21 protein-coding genes and 2 pseudogenes are annotated in these 20,934 nt (G+C 31.7%); 22 read left to right on the forward strand and 1 reads right to left on the reverse strand.

Annotation, left to right across the window (positions count from 1 at the left end; all coding sequences use genetic code 11):
• Window positions 1–57 precede the first annotated feature (57 nt).
• From aph(3')-IIIa to ABDJ34_RS05620, 6 genes are all read left to right on the forward strand, one after another.
• Window positions 58–852 (forward strand): aminoglycoside O-phosphotransferase APH(3')-IIIa, encoded by a 795-nt coding sequence (gene aph(3')-IIIa, locus ABDJ34_RS05595; RefSeq protein WP_001096887.1) that lies wholly within the window; start codon window positions 58–60, stop codon window positions 850–852.
• Between the two features lie 275 nt (window positions 853–1,127).
• Window positions 1,128–1,700, forward strand: coding sequence for a helix-turn-helix transcriptional regulator (locus tag ABDJ34_RS10005; RefSeq protein WP_001079938.1), 573 nt, complete (start codon window positions 1,128–1,130; stop codon window positions 1,698–1,700).
• A 23-nt stretch (window positions 1,701–1,723) separates the two neighbouring features.
• Window positions 1,724–2,080: a WYL domain-containing protein gene (locus tag ABDJ34_RS10010; protein WP_000374054.1), complete on the forward strand. Its 357-nt coding sequence runs from the start codon at window positions 1,724–1,726 to the stop codon at window positions 2,078–2,080.
• Window positions 2,081–2,190: 110 nt separating this feature from the next.
• Complete coding sequence (locus tag ABDJ34_RS05610; RefSeq protein ID WP_000802831.1) at window positions 2,191–2,850, forward strand: dihydrofolate reductase family protein; 660 nt, start codon at window positions 2,191–2,193, stop codon at window positions 2,848–2,850.
• 1,003 nt (window positions 2,851–3,853) lie between these two features.
• Window positions 3,854–4,447, forward strand: coding sequence for a type IV toxin-antitoxin system AbiEi family antitoxin domain-containing protein (locus ABDJ34_RS05615; RefSeq protein ID WP_412701650.1), 594 nt, complete (start codon window positions 3,854–3,856; stop codon window positions 4,445–4,447).
• Window positions 4,448–4,750: 303 nt separating this feature from the next.
• On the forward strand, window positions 4,751–6,019 hold the full coding sequence (locus ABDJ34_RS05620; RefSeq protein ID WP_412701651.1) for a hypothetical protein: 1,269 nt from the start codon (window positions 4,751–4,753) through the stop codon (window positions 6,017–6,019).
• Window positions 6,020–6,153: 134 nt separating this feature from the next.
• Here the strand turns inward: ABDJ34_RS05620 and ABDJ34_RS05625 are convergent, their stop codons facing one another.
• Window positions 6,154–6,510 carry a plasmid mobilization protein gene (locus ABDJ34_RS05625; RefSeq protein WP_412701652.1) on the reverse strand — a complete coding sequence of 119 codons (357 nt, stop codon included), beginning with the start codon at window positions 6,508–6,510 and terminating at the stop codon, window positions 6,154–6,156.
• Window positions 6,511–6,802: 292 nt separating this feature from the next.
• Here ABDJ34_RS05625 and ABDJ34_RS05630 point away from each other — a divergent pair, with 292 nt between their 5' ends.
• From ABDJ34_RS05630 to ABDJ34_RS05705, 16 genes and pseudogenes are all read left to right on the forward strand, one after another.
• Window positions 6,803–7,399 (forward strand): TetR/AcrR family transcriptional regulator, encoded by a 597-nt coding sequence (locus ABDJ34_RS05630; RefSeq protein ID WP_112889761.1) that lies wholly within the window; start codon window positions 6,803–6,805, stop codon window positions 7,397–7,399.
• Between the two features lie 4 nt (window positions 7,400–7,403).
• A complete protein-coding gene (locus ABDJ34_RS05635; protein WP_412701653.1) occupies window positions 7,404–9,122 on the forward strand; it encodes an ABC transporter ATP-binding protein in 1,719 nt (572 codons plus the stop codon).
• Complete coding sequence (locus tag ABDJ34_RS05640; protein WP_412701654.1) at window positions 9,115–10,851, forward strand: ABC transporter ATP-binding protein; 1,737 nt, start codon at window positions 9,115–9,117, stop codon at window positions 10,849–10,851. Before ABDJ34_RS05635 ends, ABDJ34_RS05640 begins: the two co-directional genes overlap by 8 nt.
• Before the next feature lie 10 nt (window positions 10,852–10,861).
• Complete coding sequence (locus ABDJ34_RS05645) at window positions 10,862–11,446, forward strand: MptD family putative ECF transporter S component (protein WP_000445469.1); 585 nt, start codon at window positions 10,862–10,864, stop codon at window positions 11,444–11,446.
• Entirely contained in the window at window positions 11,446–12,126 is a 681-nt protein-coding gene (locus ABDJ34_RS05650; RefSeq protein ID WP_412701655.1) for an energy-coupling factor transporter transmembrane component T, read from the forward strand. Before ABDJ34_RS05645 ends, ABDJ34_RS05650 begins: the two co-directional genes overlap by 1 nt.
• A gap of 4 nt (window positions 12,127–12,130) precedes the next feature.
• Entirely contained in the window at window positions 12,131–13,564 is a 1,434-nt protein-coding gene (locus ABDJ34_RS05655) for an ABC transporter ATP-binding protein (RefSeq protein ID WP_412701656.1), read from the forward strand.
• A gap of 84 nt (window positions 13,565–13,648) precedes the next feature.
• Window positions 13,649–14,359 (forward strand): annotated as a pseudogene (locus ABDJ34_RS05660) (MATE family efflux transporter); the annotation flags it as partial.
• A 233-nt stretch (window positions 14,360–14,592) separates the two neighbouring features.
• On the forward strand, window positions 14,593–14,913 hold the full coding sequence (locus ABDJ34_RS05665; RefSeq protein ID WP_412701657.1) for a hypothetical protein: 321 nt from the start codon (window positions 14,593–14,595) through the stop codon (window positions 14,911–14,913).
• 707 nt (window positions 14,914–15,620) lie between these two features.
• Window positions 15,621–16,235 (forward strand): ParB N-terminal domain-containing protein, encoded by a 615-nt coding sequence (locus tag ABDJ34_RS05670; RefSeq protein WP_412701658.1) that lies wholly within the window; start codon window positions 15,621–15,623, stop codon window positions 16,233–16,235.
• A gap of 290 nt (window positions 16,236–16,525) precedes the next feature.
• A complete protein-coding gene (locus tag ABDJ34_RS05675) occupies window positions 16,526–17,275 on the forward strand; it encodes a nucleoside phosphorylase (protein ID WP_412701659.1) in 750 nt (249 codons plus the stop codon).
• Window positions 17,276–17,490: 215 nt separating this feature from the next.
• Complete coding sequence (locus ABDJ34_RS05680) at window positions 17,491–18,099, forward strand: class I SAM-dependent methyltransferase (RefSeq protein ID WP_412701660.1); 609 nt, start codon at window positions 17,491–17,493, stop codon at window positions 18,097–18,099.
• Window positions 18,100–18,126: 27 nt separating this feature from the next.
• A complete protein-coding gene (locus ABDJ34_RS05685; RefSeq protein WP_412701661.1) occupies window positions 18,127–18,753 on the forward strand; it encodes an L-2-amino-thiazoline-4-carboxylic acid hydrolase in 627 nt (208 codons plus the stop codon).
• Window positions 18,754–18,821: 68 nt separating this feature from the next.
• Complete coding sequence (locus tag ABDJ34_RS05690) at window positions 18,822–19,760, forward strand: alpha/beta hydrolase (protein WP_412701662.1); 939 nt, start codon at window positions 18,822–18,824, stop codon at window positions 19,758–19,760.
• 13 nt (window positions 19,761–19,773) lie between these two features.
• The gene (locus ABDJ34_RS05695) at window positions 19,774–20,265 is read left to right on the forward strand and encodes a methyltransferase family protein (RefSeq protein WP_412701663.1); all 492 of its coding nucleotides are present in this window, start codon (window positions 19,774–19,776) and stop codon (window positions 20,263–20,265) included.
• Between the two features lie 133 nt (window positions 20,266–20,398).
• A pseudogene (locus ABDJ34_RS05700) lies at window positions 20,399–20,633 on the forward strand (phage antirepressor KilAC domain-containing protein); the annotation flags it as partial.
• 149 nt (window positions 20,634–20,782) lie between these two features.
• Entirely contained in the window at window positions 20,783–20,911 is a 129-nt protein-coding gene (locus ABDJ34_RS05705; RefSeq protein ID WP_412701664.1) for a hypothetical protein, read from the forward strand.
• Window positions 20,912–20,934: the final 23 nt, after the last annotated feature.

A 20,934-nucleotide genomic window follows, 5' to 3' on the forward strand; every position in this document is an offset into this window, starting at 1 on the left:
ATAATTAGCTTCTTGGGGTATCTTTAAATACTGTAGAAAAGAGGAAGGAAATAATAAATGGCTAAAATGAGAATATCACCGGAATTGAAAAAACTGATCGAAAAATACCGCTGCGTAAAAGATACGGAAGGAATGTCTCCTGCTAAGGTATATAAGCTGGTGGGAGAAAATGAAAACCTATATTTAAAAATGACGGACAGCCGGTATAAAGGGACCACCTATGATGTGGAACGAGAAAAGGACATGATGCTATGGCTGGAAGGAAAGCTGCCTGTTCCAAAGGTCCTGCACTTTGAACGGCATGATGGCTGGAGCAATCTGCTCATGAGTGAGGCCGATGGCGTCCTTTGCTCGGAAGAGTATGAAGATGAACAAAGCCCTGAAAAGATTATCGAGCTGTATGCGGAGTGCATCAGGCTCTTTCACTCCATCGACATATCGGATTGTCCCTATACGAATAGCTTAGACAGCCGCTTAGCCGAATTGGATTACTTACTGAATAACGATCTGGCCGATGTGGATTGCGAAAACTGGGAAGAAGACACTCCATTTAAAGATCCGCGCGAGCTGTATGATTTTTTAAAGACGGAAAAGCCCGAAGAGGAACTTGTCTTTTCCCACGGCGACCTGGGAGACAGCAACATCTTTGTGAAAGATGGCAAAGTAAGTGGCTTTATTGATCTTGGGAGAAGCGGCAGGGCGGACAAGTGGTATGACATTGCCTTCTGCGTCCGATCGATCAGGGAGGATATCGGGGAAGAACAGTATGTCGAGCTATTTTTTGACTTACTGGGGATCAAGCCTGATTGGGAGAAAATAAAATATTATATTTTACTGGATGAATTGTTTTAGTACCTAGATTTAGATGTCTAAAAAGCTTTAACTACAAGCTTTTTAGACATCTAATCTTTTCTGAAGTACATCCGCAACTGTCCATACTCTGATGTTTTATATCTTTTCTAAAAGTTCGCTAGATAGAGTTCTATATTAGAGATGTAAAGAGTTTTGGTGAAGAGGTTTGTGAGTATGGCTTTTATAACCAGGGTGCAATGAGAAGCACTAACAGCAGCTAGCTTAAGAACGCATAGGATATACTTTTTATGGAAGTCACAGAGGAGGAATAAAATTTGAACAGGATTAACAGAGTAACCTCTATTCTTATTCAGCTGCAATCAAAAAAAATAATTCCTGCCAAAGAAATTGCACAGCGATTTAATATAAGCTTAAGGACAGTTTACAGAGATATCCGGACACTTGAAGAAGCCGGAATACCAATTGGATCTGAGGCCGGAAAAGGATATTTTCTTGTAGAGGGCTTCCTACTTCCGCCGGTAATGTTTACAGCGGCGGAAGTGGGTGCATTGATTACAGCAGGGAAATTTTTAAATTGCCATGGAGATGAATCATTTATAAAGGATTTTGATTCAGCTATGTATAAAATCAAATCTATTTTGAAGCATGGTGAAAAAAACTATGCACAGGAGTTGGAGAACAGTATTAACGTGTACAGCACATCTGGACAGAAAAATACATTGGCGGATAACGTTATTGCAGCAATTCAGACTGCAATCTGCAATAAAAGGGTAATATCAATTCAATATCCTGCATCAGGAGGGCAAGAACCGGAAAGCAGAATGATAGAGCCTATATCACTGGGGTTTTATGAACAGAACTGGTACTTAATCGGTTTTGCAGGCTAAGAAATGAATATAGGAATTTTCGTGTGGATCGGATTAAAAGCATTTGCATAGAAGAAGAGCTCTGTCAAAGCCATGATGGCTCTTTGGAACAAATATTAAAACAAATGCTTTCATATAAAAAACTATATAATGTAATTCTTAGAGCTGAAAAAGGGGAGACATACAATTCTATCAAGAACAGGTATTCTCTCGGCTTCCTTGAAGAAACCGATTTGGGAAGTAAAATGGAAATCGAATTCCAGACAGATTCCTTTGAGATATTGAGCAAGCAGCTGATTGAATATGGATCAGGCATTGAAATAGTCCAACCTGATGAATTAAAATGCATAACCCGTAAACACCTGGCACAAATTACGAATCACTGCCTAAACTTGATTTAGAGAAAGCGATTGGTCTGTTATGTATTTTTTGTAAGGTTTCATATCCCCTGCTGACATACAGCTGTCAGTGTATTATGATATTCTACTATCAAAAAGGAGGATTGAAAAATATGAAACCAAAGATAATTATGCACACACAAATTAGCCTTGATGGCCGCATTAAAGGCTTTGATAATCCGGAAGTTTACTACCAGGTTGCCGGGGGAATTCATTCGGATGCGGTGCTGTTTGGGTCCAATACTGTTTTTACTGCATTTGAAAAATATCCTGCTGAAACAGAGGCTGATTTTGAGAAAATCATAACAAGCCCGGAGGACCCCAGACCAATAGGAGTCATACCTGACAGCAGAGGTATCTTGAGAAGTCTTCATTGCTTAAGAAATCTTGGATATCTGAAGGAAATTGTCATTCTGGTATCAACTGCCACTCCGAAGGAATATTTGAATTATTTGGAGGAAAGGCATTACCCATATATTGTGTCAGGAAATGATCATGTGGACTATGAAAAAGCCTTTCAGATCCTGCATGAGCAATATGGGTGTAAATACATGCGGACAGACAGTGGCGGTGGATTAACCAACAAATTATTAGAAAACGGACTTATTGATGAAATCAGTCTTGTGATATCACCATGTTTTGTAGGTAATAAAGAAAAACAACTATTTGATAACCTTCTGTTATCTGAAAAAGTTAATTTGGAATTGCAGGGAACAGAGAATGCAGAACATGGCTGTCTGTCATTGCGCTATGCTGTGAAAAATAAGGATTAGTGCAGCATACTTTAAAAAGTGTCTGTTGGGACAGTGTCCTAAAGGAAGCATAAGCTCATGGCTAGCGGCGGTGTTAAAGTAACGGCACTCGGCCCCAATATATAGTTGATATGCCCCTAAGCCTTTGAGGGCAAGGCGGTCAACCGCGCCTTTTCCGGTCCGCATACAGTCGTTCAATGAGGGTATCAAGCTCGGCAATGCGGCGGTGCTTCTCGGTGGTTCGTTTCTTCGCCGCCGTTTTCGGCTAATTCTAATTGATCCGAACTGTAAGGATAAGCAATTATCCGGGGCTAGTTAAGTATCTTAGAGAGGAAGATAAAGATAAGTAAACCAATTTTAAAGTTGTACCGAATAAAGCCTTCAAGAGGACAACATGCTTTTGAAGGCTTTATTGCTTACAATTACTTGGATTGTAACGCAAAAGCAGGCACCAAATCAATGAAAAATAGCCTATCCAGGCGACTGTTTCAGAAATATGGGCTTCCGCCAAGGGGATACCAGTGGGGTGCGACATCTTTTTTGCCCACTCAAGGCACGTTGAAGCCCTAGCCATACTTGTCAAGAAGCGAAGCTACACTGAAAAGTAGAGGCAGGTCTCATGCAAAGATTTCCCAGGAGAAGCTACCGAATAGGAAGCTTTGATTGGCAGAAATCGACTGCTGAAGCTGTAGCGTTGATACAAAAGATGTAAATATAGAAATCCTTCATTTAAAGCAGTTTAATAAGCATTTTGTATTTGAAAAATCTGAAGAAGGATATGTAAAAAAGACTCAAAAAAACTATATGGACGTGAGAGTTGTTTTGCAACTAGTATGAGGAAACACAAAAAATATAATTAACTCATTTTGTACTTTCTACAAGAGTAGCTTAAAAAGCTGCTCTTTTTTTATTAAAGGGAGTAAGGATTCGTTACATCCTTTTCAAAATACAAAACTCTAATAGCCAACTTTACATATTCGCTTTTATAACATATAATAAAAGCGAAGACGAGAGGAGGCGGACTATGAATACACTTAAAGAATATATACAAGAAAATTTAGTAATCACCAACAAAGAAGCAGAAGAACTTGGATATACTAGGCATAATCTATCAGAATTAACAAAAAATGGACAATTAGAAAGATTAAGACCGGGACTATATCAATTAAAAGGAAAAGTAATAGACGATTTTGTTTTAATATCATCAAATAGTAACCGAATTATATTTTCCCATCAAACCGCCCTATACCTCCATGACCTATCCGACAGGACCCCAAATGTATTTCATATATCTGTACCCCAAGGCTACAATGCAAGCCATATAAAAAAAAGATATGAGGACCTACAAGTTCACTATGTAAAAAAAGATTTATACGAACTTGGAAAGACAGAAATAAAATCACCACAAGGCAATCTTATATCAGTTTATGATATTGAAAGAACCATCTGCGATATTATAATTGACAGAGAAAGAATAGATAAGCAGATTTTTACAGAAGCAATACAAAGATACTTTAAATCACCAAATAAAAATCTAAGACGACTCATAAAATACAGTAGACTATTTAAAATAGAAGATGAAATTAGAAAATACATGGAGGTATTATCGAAGATTTAATTTTCAAAGGTTGTATTGAAGGAGATGAACAAAATCTTATTGAGACACATAAAAGAATTAACATTATAACGTTTGCAGTAGATGCATTAAATTAGCAGAAAAAACCAAAGAGTTTGAAAATGGAGCTATCATATATTGCACAAGGAAAGTCCGCAAAGAAAAAATTTTATAAGTGACTAAAAAACTAGATAAAAGAGGTGGTTTCAACTTATATAAAGTAAGATGATTCTAATATCAAGGACGAAGAAGCAATAAAAATTCAACATTATAAAAATATACAAATTTTAAAGGAGAAGATTAAATATGGAATGGGATGAATTTATTGATAAAGTAAAATTTATATTGAGAAGATTTGATAAAGAATTTAATATAGATTATAGCGAAGATAGTATTAGTTATATTGTGGGTGAAAAAAGTTTTGAATTTAGTAAATCTGACTATAATAATATTAGTAATGATGCAATGAAATCGGATTTGTCACAATTTACAGTATCAAATAATAATAGTTATGAAGTTATTATTTATCAAACAAATAAAATGATTCGAAGACTTTTGCCATATAAATTTGAGGAACGAATAATATCTAATAATATTAAAGATTCCATGAATAATATAGAATATAAATTTCAAGAAATATCAGATGTAATGGTATGGAATATTATTAAAGAAATAGACTTGGAAAGTTTAATAAGAACTTTTATGATTTTTCCTCCTAGATTGCGAGAAGATGAAGGTGAAAATTTTTTTAATTTATTAAGAGTTTGCTTTAGAAATCCTTATTCATTAATTGTTTCATATAATAAAGATATTGATAAAAATAAACTTAATGATTATATTAATTCGTTTTTATTTAACTTTTGCTATAACTATGGATATTCCTTCAGGATTATGAATAGCTTAGATGAATTATTAAATATTAGGTATAGGAATAAAAATAGCTCTTACAAAAGTGAAGAGTTAGATGCACCAAGATTATTATATAAACAAGATTTAACAGAACAGTACCATATGGCGGTCTCTTCAGAAGATCCGTTTGTACAATTCATAGGATTTTATCATATTATGGAATATTTTTATGAAGAAATATATAAAGAAGGTGTTGTTAATAATGTTAAGGAAATATTGTTAGATCCGGGATTTTCTACAAAAAGAAAAAAAGATATAATGAAACTTGTAGATTTAATTAATAAAAAGAGAACTGAAAGTACAGTAGGAAGTGAATTGGAAGCACTGGAATTAACATTAAGAAAGTATATAGATATTGAAAAGATAATAGAAAAATTGAATGAAATTGATAAAGATATTATAGAATACTATAAAAACAATAAGGTTAATTTTTCAAATGGAGATGCAATAGATTTAATAGGAGACAAAAAACATATATTTAAGAAGTTGGCTAATAGAATATATAAAACTAGAAATTCACTTGTTCACAGCAAGTCTAATGAAGTTAGATCGAATGAAAGAGGAATTTATAAACCTTTTAAAGATTCTAAAGCCTTATTAAAGGAAATACCATTACTTAAAGTGATATCAGAAGAGATTATTATAAAATCAGCGAGTGAATTATAGCATAATAAATTTAAGAGAAGATACATAAGACTAAAAGGTCTTGTATCTTCTTTTATGGAAGTATTGTCAAATTGATAGTGTAAAGAGTTTGTGTATCATCCCTACTGATATGAGGTATTTTTGTAATTGCCATACTAATCACCAGAACTTTCTTTTGATTTATTAAGAAGTAGGGAATAAATCTGCCATATTTCTCTTGATAAATTTTCTATTTGCTTATTAATTGATTCAATTTCATTTTTGTAAATAACACCAGTTGTATTAGTTGCTTTTGCAATCTGGTTTATGTTATTTGTTGCATTCGAAAGTAGCCATTGTAGGTTTCTAAATGGCTCTAAATCTACAACATAAATCTCTTTTTCTAATACACATTTTCTAAGAAAATGGGACATTGTTTTGCAATTAGCAAGTTTCATTTTCTTTTCAAAGACTTCTTTTTCTTCTTCAGTTAGTTTTATTTCTATTCTTTCATTTCTAAATCTATTTGCCATTTTATTCTCCTTTATAAAATATATTTCGGGGTCTTAGGGTTCTCCCTAACAAGGTAAAAATAAAAAAAATGGAGCATTCCGTAAAGGGCTGCTCCATTAATTTTTTCGTAAGTGTCCGTACACTTACTGTGCTTGCTATTAAAGTTATAAGCGTTAAGCGTTTATTAGGTTTTATTAATTATACCGCATTTAAAAAAATTAATAAAGAAGTATAAGCGAAGCTATTGACAATGATTATCAGAGTTGATACAATAATACCGACAAGAGTGTCGGTTTGGAGGTTATTTATGAAATGAAAATGGAAGCTGATGAAAGAAAAAAGCAGATTAGACAAGCAGCTATTAAAGTCTTTTTGGATAAGGGATTTAGAAATACAGTTATGAATGACATTATGGAAGCTACTGGGCTTTCTAGAGGTGGCTTGTATCATCATTATGGTTCTACGCATGAAATCTTATACGACATTATGATGGAAGGTAATATAAATAGAAAAGATATTATTCAAAAATCAATTTATGATGAAGGATTAATATTAAGTCCACAGTTGTTTTCAAGAATGATTATAGACAAGATACTTGCAGATAATGATTATGTAAAGCTTTATGTTATGTTTTTATGTGAGTTAAAAGAAAATGATGATCTGAAAGAATTATATGTGAAAATAAAAAAAGAGTCCATACAAGTATTTAAAGAATTGTTTTCTACTTTGTTTAACGTGTTACCTTCTGATGAAACATTTGAATTTATGATTAATATTATGAATTCTGGATTGATGGCTTGCGAAATTTTGAATGCACGTGAGAATTTTACAAAAAATAAGATATATCTAACTGAAATGATAGAGACTTATTTTATAAATGTAATGAAAAAAGATGATGAAAGGAGTTAAATTTATGGATCTATTAAAAAAATACATTAAGAGAAATAAAGCACCATATTTTATTTCTGTCTTGTTTGCAATACTTGGAGTAATTTCAAATCTTTTTGTATATATTATTCTAAGTAAGATGATTATATCATTAATTGATGGTAGCCAAGATTTTTATTACTATATAAATAAAATTTTCTTTATACTTTTATGTCTTATAATCAAAGAAGTGTTTATGTTTTTGTCAACAATGATTTCTCATAAAACAGCCTATAAAATAATACGAGATATAAGAAAAAGCCTTATGGAAAAATTATTTAATATGCCATTAGGAGATATATTGAATGAATCTACTGGTAAGTTAAAAGACATAATTGTAAATCAAGTCGATAATACTGAAACAACATTGGCTCATATGATACCTGAGATGACAGCTAATTTAGTCGGACCTATAATATTATTTGTTTACATGTTAATTTTAGATTATAGACTAAGTTTAATATCTTTAATTCCATTAGTTATTGGTGGATTTTTTATGGCAGGGCCGATGAAAAGAATGAAGGTAAAGTTTCCACAAGCAGTTAAAATTGGTCAAGATATGAATAATTCCGTGGTTGAATATATAAATGGAATAGAGGTTATTAAAACATTTAATCAAGGCGAAAAATCTTATAGAAAATACAGGGACAATGTGTATAAAAAGGCAAATTACTATTATGATTGGATGGGAGAAAATACAAGAGACTATGCGATAAGTATGTCTATTGCTCCAGTTGGTATTTTGACAATTATACCATTTGGTTTATATTTCTGTATGAATGGTTCACTAGATGGTGGTGTATTTTTAACATTGATAATCCTTTCTTTTGGTACTATCCAAAATATTATGAGAGTAATGACTTTTGAAGATGATATTGGAAGAATATCAACTATTTTCGAAGAGATTAAAAATATACTTTCTGCGAGAGAATTATATCATAAAAATGAAAATTTGGATATAAAAAATTATAATATAGAGATAAAAAACGTAGATTTTTCTTATGAAAAAGATAAGCAAGTCCTAAACAATATAAATATAAATATAGAAGAAGGAAGTGTGAATGCTTTAGTAGGCGAATCGGGTTCGGGAAAGTCGACTATTGCAAAACTAATTTCAGGATTTTGGGACGTAGATAGTGGTTCTATAAGTATAGGAAATGTAAATATTAAAGATATGTCCCTTGAAAAGTTATCTACTGTTATTTCCTATGTAGCACAAGATAATTTTCTTTTTGATATGTCAATTAAAGATAACATCAGAATAGGAAATAAAAATGCCAGTGATGAGGAAATAATTGAAGTATGTAAGAAAGCAGCCTGCCATGATTTTATAATGAACTTGTCAGATGGATATGATACAAGGGTAGGAGAAGCTGGCAAACATTTATCTGGAGGAGAAAGGCAAAGAATATCAATTGCAAGAGCTATGATAAAGAATGCTCCAATAGTTATTTTAGACGAGGCTACCTCTTATATCGATCCTGAAAATGAAGCCTTGATTCAAGATGCAATATCAGAACTGGTCAAAGGGAAAACTCTAATTATAATTGCCCATCGTTTAAAGACAATAACAGATGTAGATAATATATTTGTAATTAAAAATGGAGAACTTGCATGTAAAGGAAGTCATGAAGAGCTTTTGAAGGAATCAAAAGATTATCACGATCTTTGGGAAACTGCCTTGAAAGGAGAAGAAAATGCTTAGTGTTTTTAAAAAAATATGGAATTTTTCTATTGAAGAACAAGTGTATATAAAAAAATCAATCTTTGCTAATTTTTTCGGTTCTATTTTTAATGCTCTACAATTTGCAGCCATTTATTATGCGATTTTTGGGATAGTAAACAAGGATATAAGTTTCAAAACAATAGGAATATCGAGTTTATTTTTATTAATTAGTATAGCTGGAGTAATTATTTCAAAAAAATCCTCTATGCTCAAACAAACACATGCTGGATATTTTATGGCTGGACACAAGAGAATTGAATTAGGTGAAAAAATAAAAAAAGTTCCCATGGGATTTTTCTCAAGTTTAAGTTTAGGAAATTTAACAACTATTGCGACTACTAACTTAGATAATGTAGAGACTTGGGTTCCAACTTTGTGTATTATGGTTTTCGGTGGCATGCTTAATGCTATTGTTTTTATCTTATCCTTATTTTTGTTTTCTTATAAGGTAGGTATTGTAGCAATAGTTGGTTCTATTGTATTTTTAATGATCATTGCTCGTATGCAAAAAAGGTCAAGTAAAAATGCAGATAAGATTCATGAGATTCAGGTATCACTTACCAAAGAAGTCTTTTCAACATTGCAAGGAATGCAAATTATAAAATCATATAATCTACGAGGAAGTAATAATAAAAAACTTGACAAGAGCTTTGATAGTGCTAGTGAATATTCTTTTGATTTAGAAAAAACTATAATGCCATATAGTTTATTAGCTAAAATCATAATAGCTATAACAATTTGTTTGATGTTGTTTATTTCAATAAAATTATATTTTGTTGAAAATGGTCAAATGGTCAATACTATTATGATACTTATAGCAAGTTTTGTAATATTTGACGGACTTATTACATCTGGATCTGCTATTGCAATGCTAAGAATGGTTGAGAATGCAATAGATTCTTATTCTTATGTAAATGATATGGAAGATATGAAAGAAGGAAGTATTACAGAGCCAATAAAAAATCACAACATAGTCTTTAAAAATGTATCATTTTCCTATGATGATAGACCAATTTTAAAAAATGTATCAGCAGAGATAAAAGAAAATACTATGACTGCTATTGTTGGACCATCTGGATCTGGTAAGACAACATTTTGTAATCTTATTGCAAGATTTTGGGATGTAAAATCTGGTGAAATTTTAATAGGTGGAAAAAATATTAAGGATTATAAGATAGAAAATCTTATGAATTCTATTTCCATGGTATTTCAAGATGTATATCTATTTGAAGATACAATTGAAAACAATATAAAATTTGGAAAACAAGATGCAAGTCACGATGAGGTGGTTGAGGCTGCAAAAAAAGCAAGATGTCATGAATTTATAGAAGCTTTACCAGAAGGATATAACACTATCATCGGAGAAGGTGGAGCAAGTCTATCAGGCGGAGAAAAACAAAGAATCTCCATAGCAAGAGCCATGCTAAAAGATGCAGATATAATTATCTTTGATGAAGCAACAGCAAATATAGACCCAGAAAATGAAGATAAACTTAAAGAAGCAATAGAATCATTAACAAAAAATAAGACTGTTATTATGATAGCCCATAGACTTAAAACCATTAGAAATGCTGATCAAATCTTAGTGTTAAATAAAGGAAATATAGAGGAAAGAGGAGATCATAAAACGCTTATGGAATATGGAGGTCTTTATAAAGACTTAATTGAAGCGAAAAATATATCTGAAAGTTGGAAGTTAATAAATTAAGGGGGATATTATGGAATCAAATAAAATTACATTAAAAGACTTGATTATGACAGGTGTTTTTTCCAGTTTGTATTTTATACTAAGCTGGATAGTAGGAATGCCATTGGGAGCACTTGTAGTCACATATCTAGCATATCCGTTTTGCTATGCAATAGTGGGTGGGATTGTTACCATGTTTTTTATGGCAAAATGCCCTAAGAAATGGTTAACTTTTATTTTTACAATGTTACCTAGCATTATTCTATTAATCATGGGGATGCCACCTATAACTATCATAAATTATTTAATTTGTTCTTTGTTAGCCGAACTAGTGCGTTGGAAAGTTGGGTTTAAGTCGATTAAAGGAATGAAGTTATCTCATATATGTATTTCCTTGGCGTCAATGAATACTTTTTTGCTGATTTTTTTAGCTAAAGATATATATTATAAAATGACAGTAGGGGTGATGGGTGAAACCTATGCGAATGCTATTACTAGCTTACCTTTGTGGTCATTATTTATTCTTTACGCAAGTGTAATCATTGGAGCAATAATTGGAGGCCAAATAGGAGCAAAGGTATTAAGTAAGCATTTTAAAAAATTTGGAATTGACTAATGAAAAAATTTAAATTGAGTACAGGTACAAAATTTGGACTTTTACTTTTTTACACAAGTACGCTAACAATTTTTTTTACAACAAAACTTGAAATATTAAACATGGTAATGATTCTTTTGCTCTTTTTCAGCATTCGTAAATGGAAGTATTGTGTAAAAGCAATATTCGGATTTATCGTGTTAACAGGAATATATTATTTTACAAGGAATATGTTAGGAGTTGCTCAAGTGTTTCATACTTGGGCACTCATTGTTAGAAGGTTATTGATTCCATTTAGCATTGGATATTATGTTATTTTATCTACCAATATAAGCTCTGTGATGGCTAGCTTGGAAAAACTCAAAATTCCAAAAACTATAATTATTCCTTTGATAGTTATGTTTAGGTATATGCCAGCGTTAAATGATGAGTACAGTAATATAAAAAATGCAATGAAAATTAGAGGAATAGAAATTGGATTAAAATCTCTGAAAACACCACAGTTAACGCTTGAATATCTTTTCGTACCACTTCTTTTTTCAACTTCAAACATAGGGGAAGAATTATCGCAAGCAGCATTCAGCAAGGGGATTAGCTTGGATGGCAAAAAGGAAAGATATTTTTCAACACAGCTTACTAAGAGCGATGTGCTTATTTTCATTTATTTGATATTTTTTATATTTTTATTGATAAGGAGATAAAAGAATGATTGAATTTAAAAAATCTGTTTTTACTTATCCAAATAAGAATAAAATTGGTCCGATTAATTTGGTGATAAATAAGGGAGAAGTACATCTTTTAGCTGGAAAGAGTGGTTCTGGGAAAACGAGCATAATTAGAATGGTAAATGGTATTATAGATAATTTATTTGAAGGTGAAAAATCTGGGGAAGTTTTTATAAAAAATAAGAATATATCGGATATGACAGTCAGAGAATTAATTAGCGCGGTATCATCCGTTTACCAAAATCCCAAAACTCAATTTTTTACAGATAATTCAACATCAGAATTATTATTCCCGTTAGAGAATTTAGGCTATCGAATAGAAGATATGGAGAAGATATTAAACAAGGTTGTAGAAGTTCTGGACATAAAGCATCTTTTGAATAGAAATGTATTGGAACTTTCAGGTGGTGAAAAGCAGATTTTGTCTTTAGCAAGTACTATGATGATGGATTCTGATGTTATTGTACTTGATGAACCAACAAGTAATTTGGATTTGACAAATATTATAAAAGTAAAAGAGATATTAAAAAAGTTAAAAGAATTACATAAGACAATTTTAATTAGTGAACACCGTTTGAACTATCTTAAGGGCATAGTTGATACAGTAAGCATTATTGAGGACGGTAGAATTTCTAGAAACTACACAGGAAAAGAGTTTTACAATTTAAGTGATGAAGAGAGAAAATCGCTTAACTTAAGATGTCTTTCAAACATTAAAGAACATCAGAATATAAAAAAACACATCTCGAATGAAATGTTAGAAATAAAAAAGCTTCGATATGTAGTTAAGAAAAAAGAAATTATAAATATTGAGAATTTGAAATTATATTCAGGTAGAATTTATTTTTTGGTTGGTAAAAATGGTGCAGGAAAGTCGACTTTTGTAAAAAGTTTAGCTGGATTATTAAAAACAAAAGAGGATGAGGTCTTTTGGAAAAACACAAAAATTTCAAGCAAAGATAGATTGAGAAGCTCATATTTAGTTTTTCAAAATGTTAATTCACAGCTTTTTACATCAAGTGTTCATGAAGAGATTGAGTTAAATAATGAATTTAAAAAAACTGATAATCTATTATTTAATCTCAATTTATTAAACAAAAAAGATGAGCATCCACAGTCTTTATCAGGTGGAGAAAAGCAAAGAGTTTCGATTGCGGCAGGAATAGCATCTAGCAGAAAAATATTTATTGCAGATGAACCGACAAGTGGAATGGATTATACAAATATGATGAATGTCTGCAAACTTTTAAGAGACTATGCAAATAGGGATAATGTAGTGTTAGTAATAAGCCATGATTTGGAGTTTATATCGGAATTAGCTGATGAAATCTTGTTTATTAGTAATGGGAAGATTAAATGTCATGGTGATATTAATGAAAATAATATTGAAAAAATAGCATCTTTTTTAATCTGACAACTAGCTGTATTTAAAAATATAAAAAGGAGAATTCTGTAAATGAAACAAGATATGAAAGAATAGTTACTAAATAAAAGACCTATAGATTTACTCTTTCAGCTATCTATTCCAGCAGTAATTGGAATGATAGTGATTGGATTATATCCGTTAATGGACGGAATATTTGCCGGGAAAATCATAGGGCAAACTGCAATGACTGCCTGCGGCGTTGCGATGCCACTTACTTTTTTTTACAGCGGGGTGTCTACACTTCTTGGTGTAGGTTCTGCATCTGTTTTATCACGAGCGATTGGTAAAGGAGATCAGAAAACCGTAGATAAAATTATGGGCAACCTTATTTTCTGGGTGATTTTGTTTTCGGCAATCATAACGGTTGGCGGAATACTACTTGCGCCACATTTTTTAGATATGGTCGGAGCAACAGGTGAGATCAAAGCTTATGGTATCAGATACCTAAGAGTAATCTTTATCGGTTCCCTCTTTGTAAATTTTACGCAGTCCGAAAACATGGTTATGCGTGGCGAAGGTCTAATGAAAAAAGCCATGATGATAATGGGACTTGGAGCTTTACTGAATATCATTCTTGATCCGATTTTAATGACAGTTATGGGGGAATACGCCATTGAAGGTGCTGCCCTTGCAACGATTACAGCACAGTTTGTTCAGGCGGTTGTAACGCTGCACTACTTCCTGAAAAAGAATAAAGTCGTCAAAACAGGAATAGAAGGCTTGAATCAAATAAAAGACTATATAGACAATATAAACAGCAATCCAGACGATGAAGATGAAGTAAATATAGCATGGCTACTAACAACAGGGATTTTTTCCGAGAAAGTTGAACAAAAGTCAAAAGAATATAAAGATAATGGGGAAGCGAATATTAGATTAGTAGATGGTAGGAAATTTGTAGAAATGATATTCAATGCAGGGATTGATTTGTTGGATTTAAAAAAATTTAACTAGATGGCTAGTGGTTCTCTTGAACTAGTCTTTAAAAACCTTAGATATCATTTTCTGTAATTAACTTGAAGAAAACACCTGGAGGTGGAACAGCTCATATTTCTGAGATAGATAAATTTGCAAAAACTGATAAGGAGTTTATAAAAAAACAACTTGAAATATATGACCCAGATATTATCATTTGTGGAGGAACAGAAGATATATTTATTGAAAATATTCTCAATTTAGATACTAGTTCTTGGACCTATGTTTCTGACTATTTAAGCTATTTGATTTATAATGATACGATTATAGTTAAGACATTCCACCCTGCCTGCAGAAAAAGCAAAAAAGATTTTTTTGAAAAGGTAGCCTTACCAATTAAAGAATTATGGCTAAATGAATGATAGTGAGATTAGAGCATCTACAAAGTAGGTGCTTTTCTTATGCCAAATTTAAGGAGGCGCTAATATAAACATTTTAAATTTAATATTTAAATCAATGGACAAACCAAAAGACGTAGAGAGGATATCTTCGTAGAATTTTTTATTTGAAAGAACTACAGCAAGAAGAAATGTCAACGAATTTACTGCTATGCAAATGACAGCAGTTTCTTAGTGTGTGTGATTTCTTACTGAAACCCTAGAAAGAATTCATCATTTTTATATAAAAAAGGTTTATTCTTTGTAAAGTAGCTAGTATAAAAGAGAATAAAACTAATTGAATTATTCCAAAATATGAGGTTTTTGAAAAATATGAAATTTATTCATACTGACCATTCAAGCCAAGTTGATAGTACAGCGCTTCTTGTAAAAGAACATAGAAAAATATTAAGGAATTTTTTAATTAAATTTGGAAAGTGAAATTAGAAATTTATAATTGTAAAAGTTTTTTTAAAGTAAGATAACATGAAAAATTTAAAGTAGTATTTAAATTAAGATGTGAGTTTGAAAAAATTGACAAATCAAGGTAATTACTATATTATATAAGCAACAATACCCGACACGCCTCTTAACAATGCGTACCAAGTCGGGTCTTTTGATTATAAGGAGTAATAACGTGAAGAAATCGCCATTTATACAAAACTTCAAAGAAAACTATTCAAGGAGAATAAATGAGAATAGATAGAATCAATACATATGATGACAATCGCTTCAGTCAAGAAGCACTATATCAGCACGGTTGCTATATTGTAGATGGCGATGTGCCTGTAGAAATTAAAATCATATCACAGACCGAGGCACTTATAAAAGGAGAAGAAGCATATTTTGACGAGGTCATTGAAGAGTTTCGATTTAATGCAGAGCACATCACAAATTTTTATGATGAAAGTGGTAAGCTTATTAAGAAATTCAAAGACGTGGAGGTTTTTAAGCTTAATCTAGATAAAATCCAGCCAATACAGTTCTTTATCGATAGTGATAAATTAGAGGCAGTTAAGAGCTTTGTCAATAGAGAAGAAGACGTGATCATACCAGTTACAAAACGCGAAGACACATACGCGTCCCTAGATGGACACACACGCCTCTACCTTGCATATATCCTTAGATTCAAGTACGTATACGCCTATCTTAGTGAAACCTTCTGTGGATTTGACTATTTCTTTGATGAAGCAAGAAAAAGAAATATATTTACAGCAAAAGACTTGACCTTGCTCACACATGATGACTATACAGTTAAGTGGGATAAGTTTTGCGATGAGTATTATATGAGTATAGAGTGTGAATAGGCGAGTGTATTGTTCGGTTAAAATAGTAAATAATATTAAGATAAATTAGTAAAATTCTTTATTTTAATGGATGAAATAGAATTATGTATAACACGCGTAAAAAAAGAGCTTTCTGATATTGTTTTCTTTATGCAAGATTGCTAAAGATGATATTGTCTGAACTGAACTCCTCTAAGTTGGTTATGGGTCCAACTTTTTGGGGTCAGTTCAATGAATACATTTATTTATTAGTTATTGATATTCACACACATGAATGATTTGAAAAGTTATATAAATTAAGAGGTGAAACTATGATAATAGATAGTTTTGATAAAGACACAGAGCCACTTATCAGTCTAAAAGACTTTTACGGAGAAAAGAAAAATATTGCAGAAAAATGTTTGATAATATATTCAAAAAGCATAATAGAATATTTGCTTGATAATTTTGAATGCGAAGAAATTGGAAATATAGAATCTGTAAATGGGTCGAGACCGGTATATAAAAGTAGATTTGAAGGTCAAGAATTTGTATTTTATCTTACTATGATGGGTTCGGCTCTTGCTTCAGGAGATTGTGTAGAAGTTAATTGGATTACAGGTGCAAATAAATTTATTATGTTTGGATCTTGTGGCAGTCTTGATAAGGAAAAAACTTTTGGAAAGTACATTATACCAACAGATGCTTATAGAGGTGAGGGAGCATCTTATTACTATGCGGCTCCTTCAGATTATCTTGATATTAAAAACCATGATAAGCTTGAAGAATTTTTTATTAAGGAAAAAGCTCCCTACACTAAGGGAAAAGTCTGGACTACAGATGTTATGCTTCGTGAGACACGCGGACTCGTTTCAAAGAGAAAGGCAGAAGGATGTATAGCAGTAGAAATGGAGCTTGCAGGTGTTCAAGCAGCTTGTGATTTTTATGGATTTGAACTTTATAACTTTCTTGAAGCAGGAGATGTATTAGATGAGAGCTGTTATGAGGTCGAAGGACTCCATAATGCCAACCATGATCTTGGGAAATTGTATTTGGCATTAAAATTTTTAAAAGAAATATAAGATAAACAAATCTAGAGGTTAGTATTGAAATAAATGGTTTTTAGGATTTAAAAGAAATCTTAAAAGCCGTTTTTTATTTAAAAAAAAGTAATATGAAATTTGTTGTGGAAGTCGTAATCTATCGTCTACACCAGTTTGTTTTGCATAACATCTTAAATCAAAAGGAGAAAAAGTGGTATAATATAGGTGAGAACAGATATCAATAGGAGGGAGAAATGTTTAAGCGTTTTTTTGAAAATTTTAGAAAACCGAAAGACAATTTTGGCGGTAGATTTATGTTAAAAAGTATGAATAAAGGACATGAAAAATTAGCAAGTTGGGGAAGGTCTTACATAAATATTGAAAACGATTATACTGTCCTAGATTTGGGCTGCGGCGGGGGAGCCAACATAGAATATTTTTTAACTAAAGCAAAAAAAGTTTACGGAATTGACCACTCAGAAACAAGTGTAAAGATGGCTAGTGAGATAAATAAAGAAGCGATTGAGTCTGGAAGATGCGAGATTTCGCTGGGAGACGTAAGAAGCCTTCCTTTTGAAGATGAATCCATAGATATCGTCACAGCGTTTGAAACTATTTATTTTTGGAATGACATAGAAGAATGTTTCAAAGAAATTTATCGTGTGCTTAAAAAGGGCGGACAATTTTTAATATGCAATGAAGTATCATCTATGAAAAGAAGAGATGTAAAAAAATTAGCGCATATGATAGAAATGGAAGTATACACACCCTACGACTTAACAAAAATGCTTGGAAAATTGGGATTTAATTTTGAATATCATTTAGATAGGAAACAACAAGTCGTATTTATCGCAAGAAAATAGGAAAGACAAAGAAAGGCAAGGATAAAAATGAAATATCACAGTTTTTATTTCTATCAGTTTCAACATCCTATGAAAAAAGTTTTGGTGGAAAAATATGGAAGAAAGTATGCTAGGGATATCCTCAAAAAAAGCAAAAAAATTTATCGAAAACTAGTAGAAGAAGCAGATGATATCGGAGATGATAATCCAATGGCATACAATGAGATGTTTGCTCTTGTATTTGTTGCGCCATATTTAGCAAGCGAAAAAGAAATTCCGCCAGAGACCATCCAGGAAATGATGCGCCGCTCTTTGTATTTTGTCAAATGGTTTTTTTCATTAACTAATCTAAATACTAAGAGGGGAAAAGAGGCTAATAAGAAAAATATAGTTAAGTATTATAATTGGTATACAGAAGAAAAAGAAAAACTCTATCCCACATCATTTAAGGTCGATTTTGAGGGCCAACCTTATGAGGGCGCTTGCTATTATAGAATTACTCGTTGTCCTATTTGTACATACACTAAAAAGCTTGGGGTACATGAATTAATGCCGCTATTCTGTGAATTGGATGAGGTTATGATAAGTCTTCAACATGGAGTTTTACATAGAAAAGGCACGATAGCAAATGGAGCAGATTGTTGTGATTATTTTATCACAGGTGATAGAGAATGAACCAATTTTATATTAATAAGAAATTGGTAAAGTTTGTGATTAATTTATTATTATTGGAGTAGAATAAAATGAGCTTAACTTATAAAATTGCATCGACAATTGTGAGACTTATCGGAGTCAAAAAAATGTTTTTAAAGAACAAAGAAGAGATGCTTGAGTATGCAAAAGGTGAAAATGCAAAAGTAGTATTTGATTTAAAAAAGGCAAAGAAAAGAGCCGAGAGAAAAAATTACTATCTTTATGATAGAGATGTTATGGGATACAGACTGATTTCATATCAAAAAAATCAAATTCATGCAGATGGCGCAGTTCTTTATCTATTTGGAGGAGGAATGATAACACAACCTGATAAATTGGATTTTTCATTGGCAGAAAGAATAATGGAACAAACCGGAAAAGATGTTTGGTTTTTATTTTATCCTCTTTGTTCAGAATATGTAAAAGTGGATAAGACATATGAAGTTTGCTTTGAAACATATAGGCTTATGACCGAAAGTTACAAGGCAGAAAACATCAGAGTACTTGGATTTTCATCAGGCGCTTGTCTATCACTTGGGATTTTTTTGCATAACAACGCCATAGGAAGACCACTTCCGATGCCAGGCAAGATTATTTCAGTTTCTCCGGGAGGAATTCCGGATGTAACTGTCGATGAAAACAAAGAAATTTGGGAAAGAGTAAATGCACTTAACTACAAGGATGTAATGATTGATCCGACGTACATTAAAACAGCAAGAGAAATTGCAAAAGGCGATGAAGACATACCTGAATATATGTTAGATGGAACTGTAGGAGATTTTACAGACTTTCCGAAAACATATTTTTATTACGGCGAAAATGAATGCCTCTATGCCTTTGCGCAAACCTTTAAAAAAGCAATGGGAAAATACAACGTTCCATACGAAATTATTGTTGGAAAAGGAATGTGCCACTGCTATCCGTTGGCGAGATTTTTTAAAGAAGGAAGAGAGGCACAAGATGAAATTATTGAATTGTTAGGACAATAATTTAGGACAGACAATGAAATCACAAGAATTTAAAATGCTGATATTCGGTGTTGGGCCAATATATGTAATAACATGTCTAATACTTACAATCGCTGGGATATGCCTTCATCTCAATGGATACATTTATCAAGGAGAACTAAGCCAAGGCAAAATATTTTTTATTATAGCTGGGATATTCATGATTATTTTGGGAATATGTTTATGGATACAAGCAGTAATAGTTCAGAAAATAAATAAAAAAGTTACAGAAAAAAAGTTGATAACAACAGGAGTATACAGCATAGTAAGAAATCCTGTTTATTCAGCATTTACAATTATATTCACAGGTCTACTTTTATTTACAGCAAACTATATTTTGTTAATACTTCCATTTGTATTTTGGGCTTTTTTAACAATATTAATGAAAAACACAGAAGAAAAATGGTTAAAAAATGAATTTGGAGAAGAATATGAAATATATTTAAAACAAGTAAATCGAGTAATACCATGGATTAAAAGAAAATAAAATTAATCTTATGCAAGCATCTACAGTTGTAGGTGCTTTTTTATGGATAATTTTAGGGAGAGTTAATAAATGCAAAAAAATATAAAGCTGAACCGTCAAATACTTGAATGAAAAACCACTAAATACTTGAATGAAAACTGATGAAGAGTTACTTGCAGATGCAATTCTAGTAGCCAATAGAATTATTGCCGAAAGAGAAGAAGAGATTGAAGAATTAAGACCAAAGGCGGATTATTATGACAAATTAGTAGATTATAACCTACTTACAAACTTTAGAAATACTGCCAAAGAGTTATGAATACCACAAAAATCAGTTTATAAGTTTTTTAATGGATAAGGGATTAATTTATGAAAGAAATTTTAAAAAATAAAACGGAAATTGGAAAACTAAAACTGGATAACAAACTTATCTCTTTAGCAGAATGGAAAAGCCAGACATAGCTACCATGATAGATTTAATAAAAATGCATTTAAATTTAAAATGCGAATATCTTGCGAAAGAGTTGCAGTGACACAGATGAGAAAACATATTGCCTGGTATTTGAAGGGCTTTAGAAACTCCAAGGAATTAAAAAATAAAACAAACACCGTGGACAAGAAGGAAATGGCGGAAGAAATTTTAGATGATTATTTAAATATCATATAATAAATCTCTATAATTTAAAAACC

Source organism: Finegoldia dalianensis, assembly GCF_046255015.1.
In the GTDB taxonomy this organism is placed as follows: Bacteria; Bacillota; Clostridia; order Tissierellales; family Peptoniphilaceae; genus Finegoldia; species Finegoldia magna.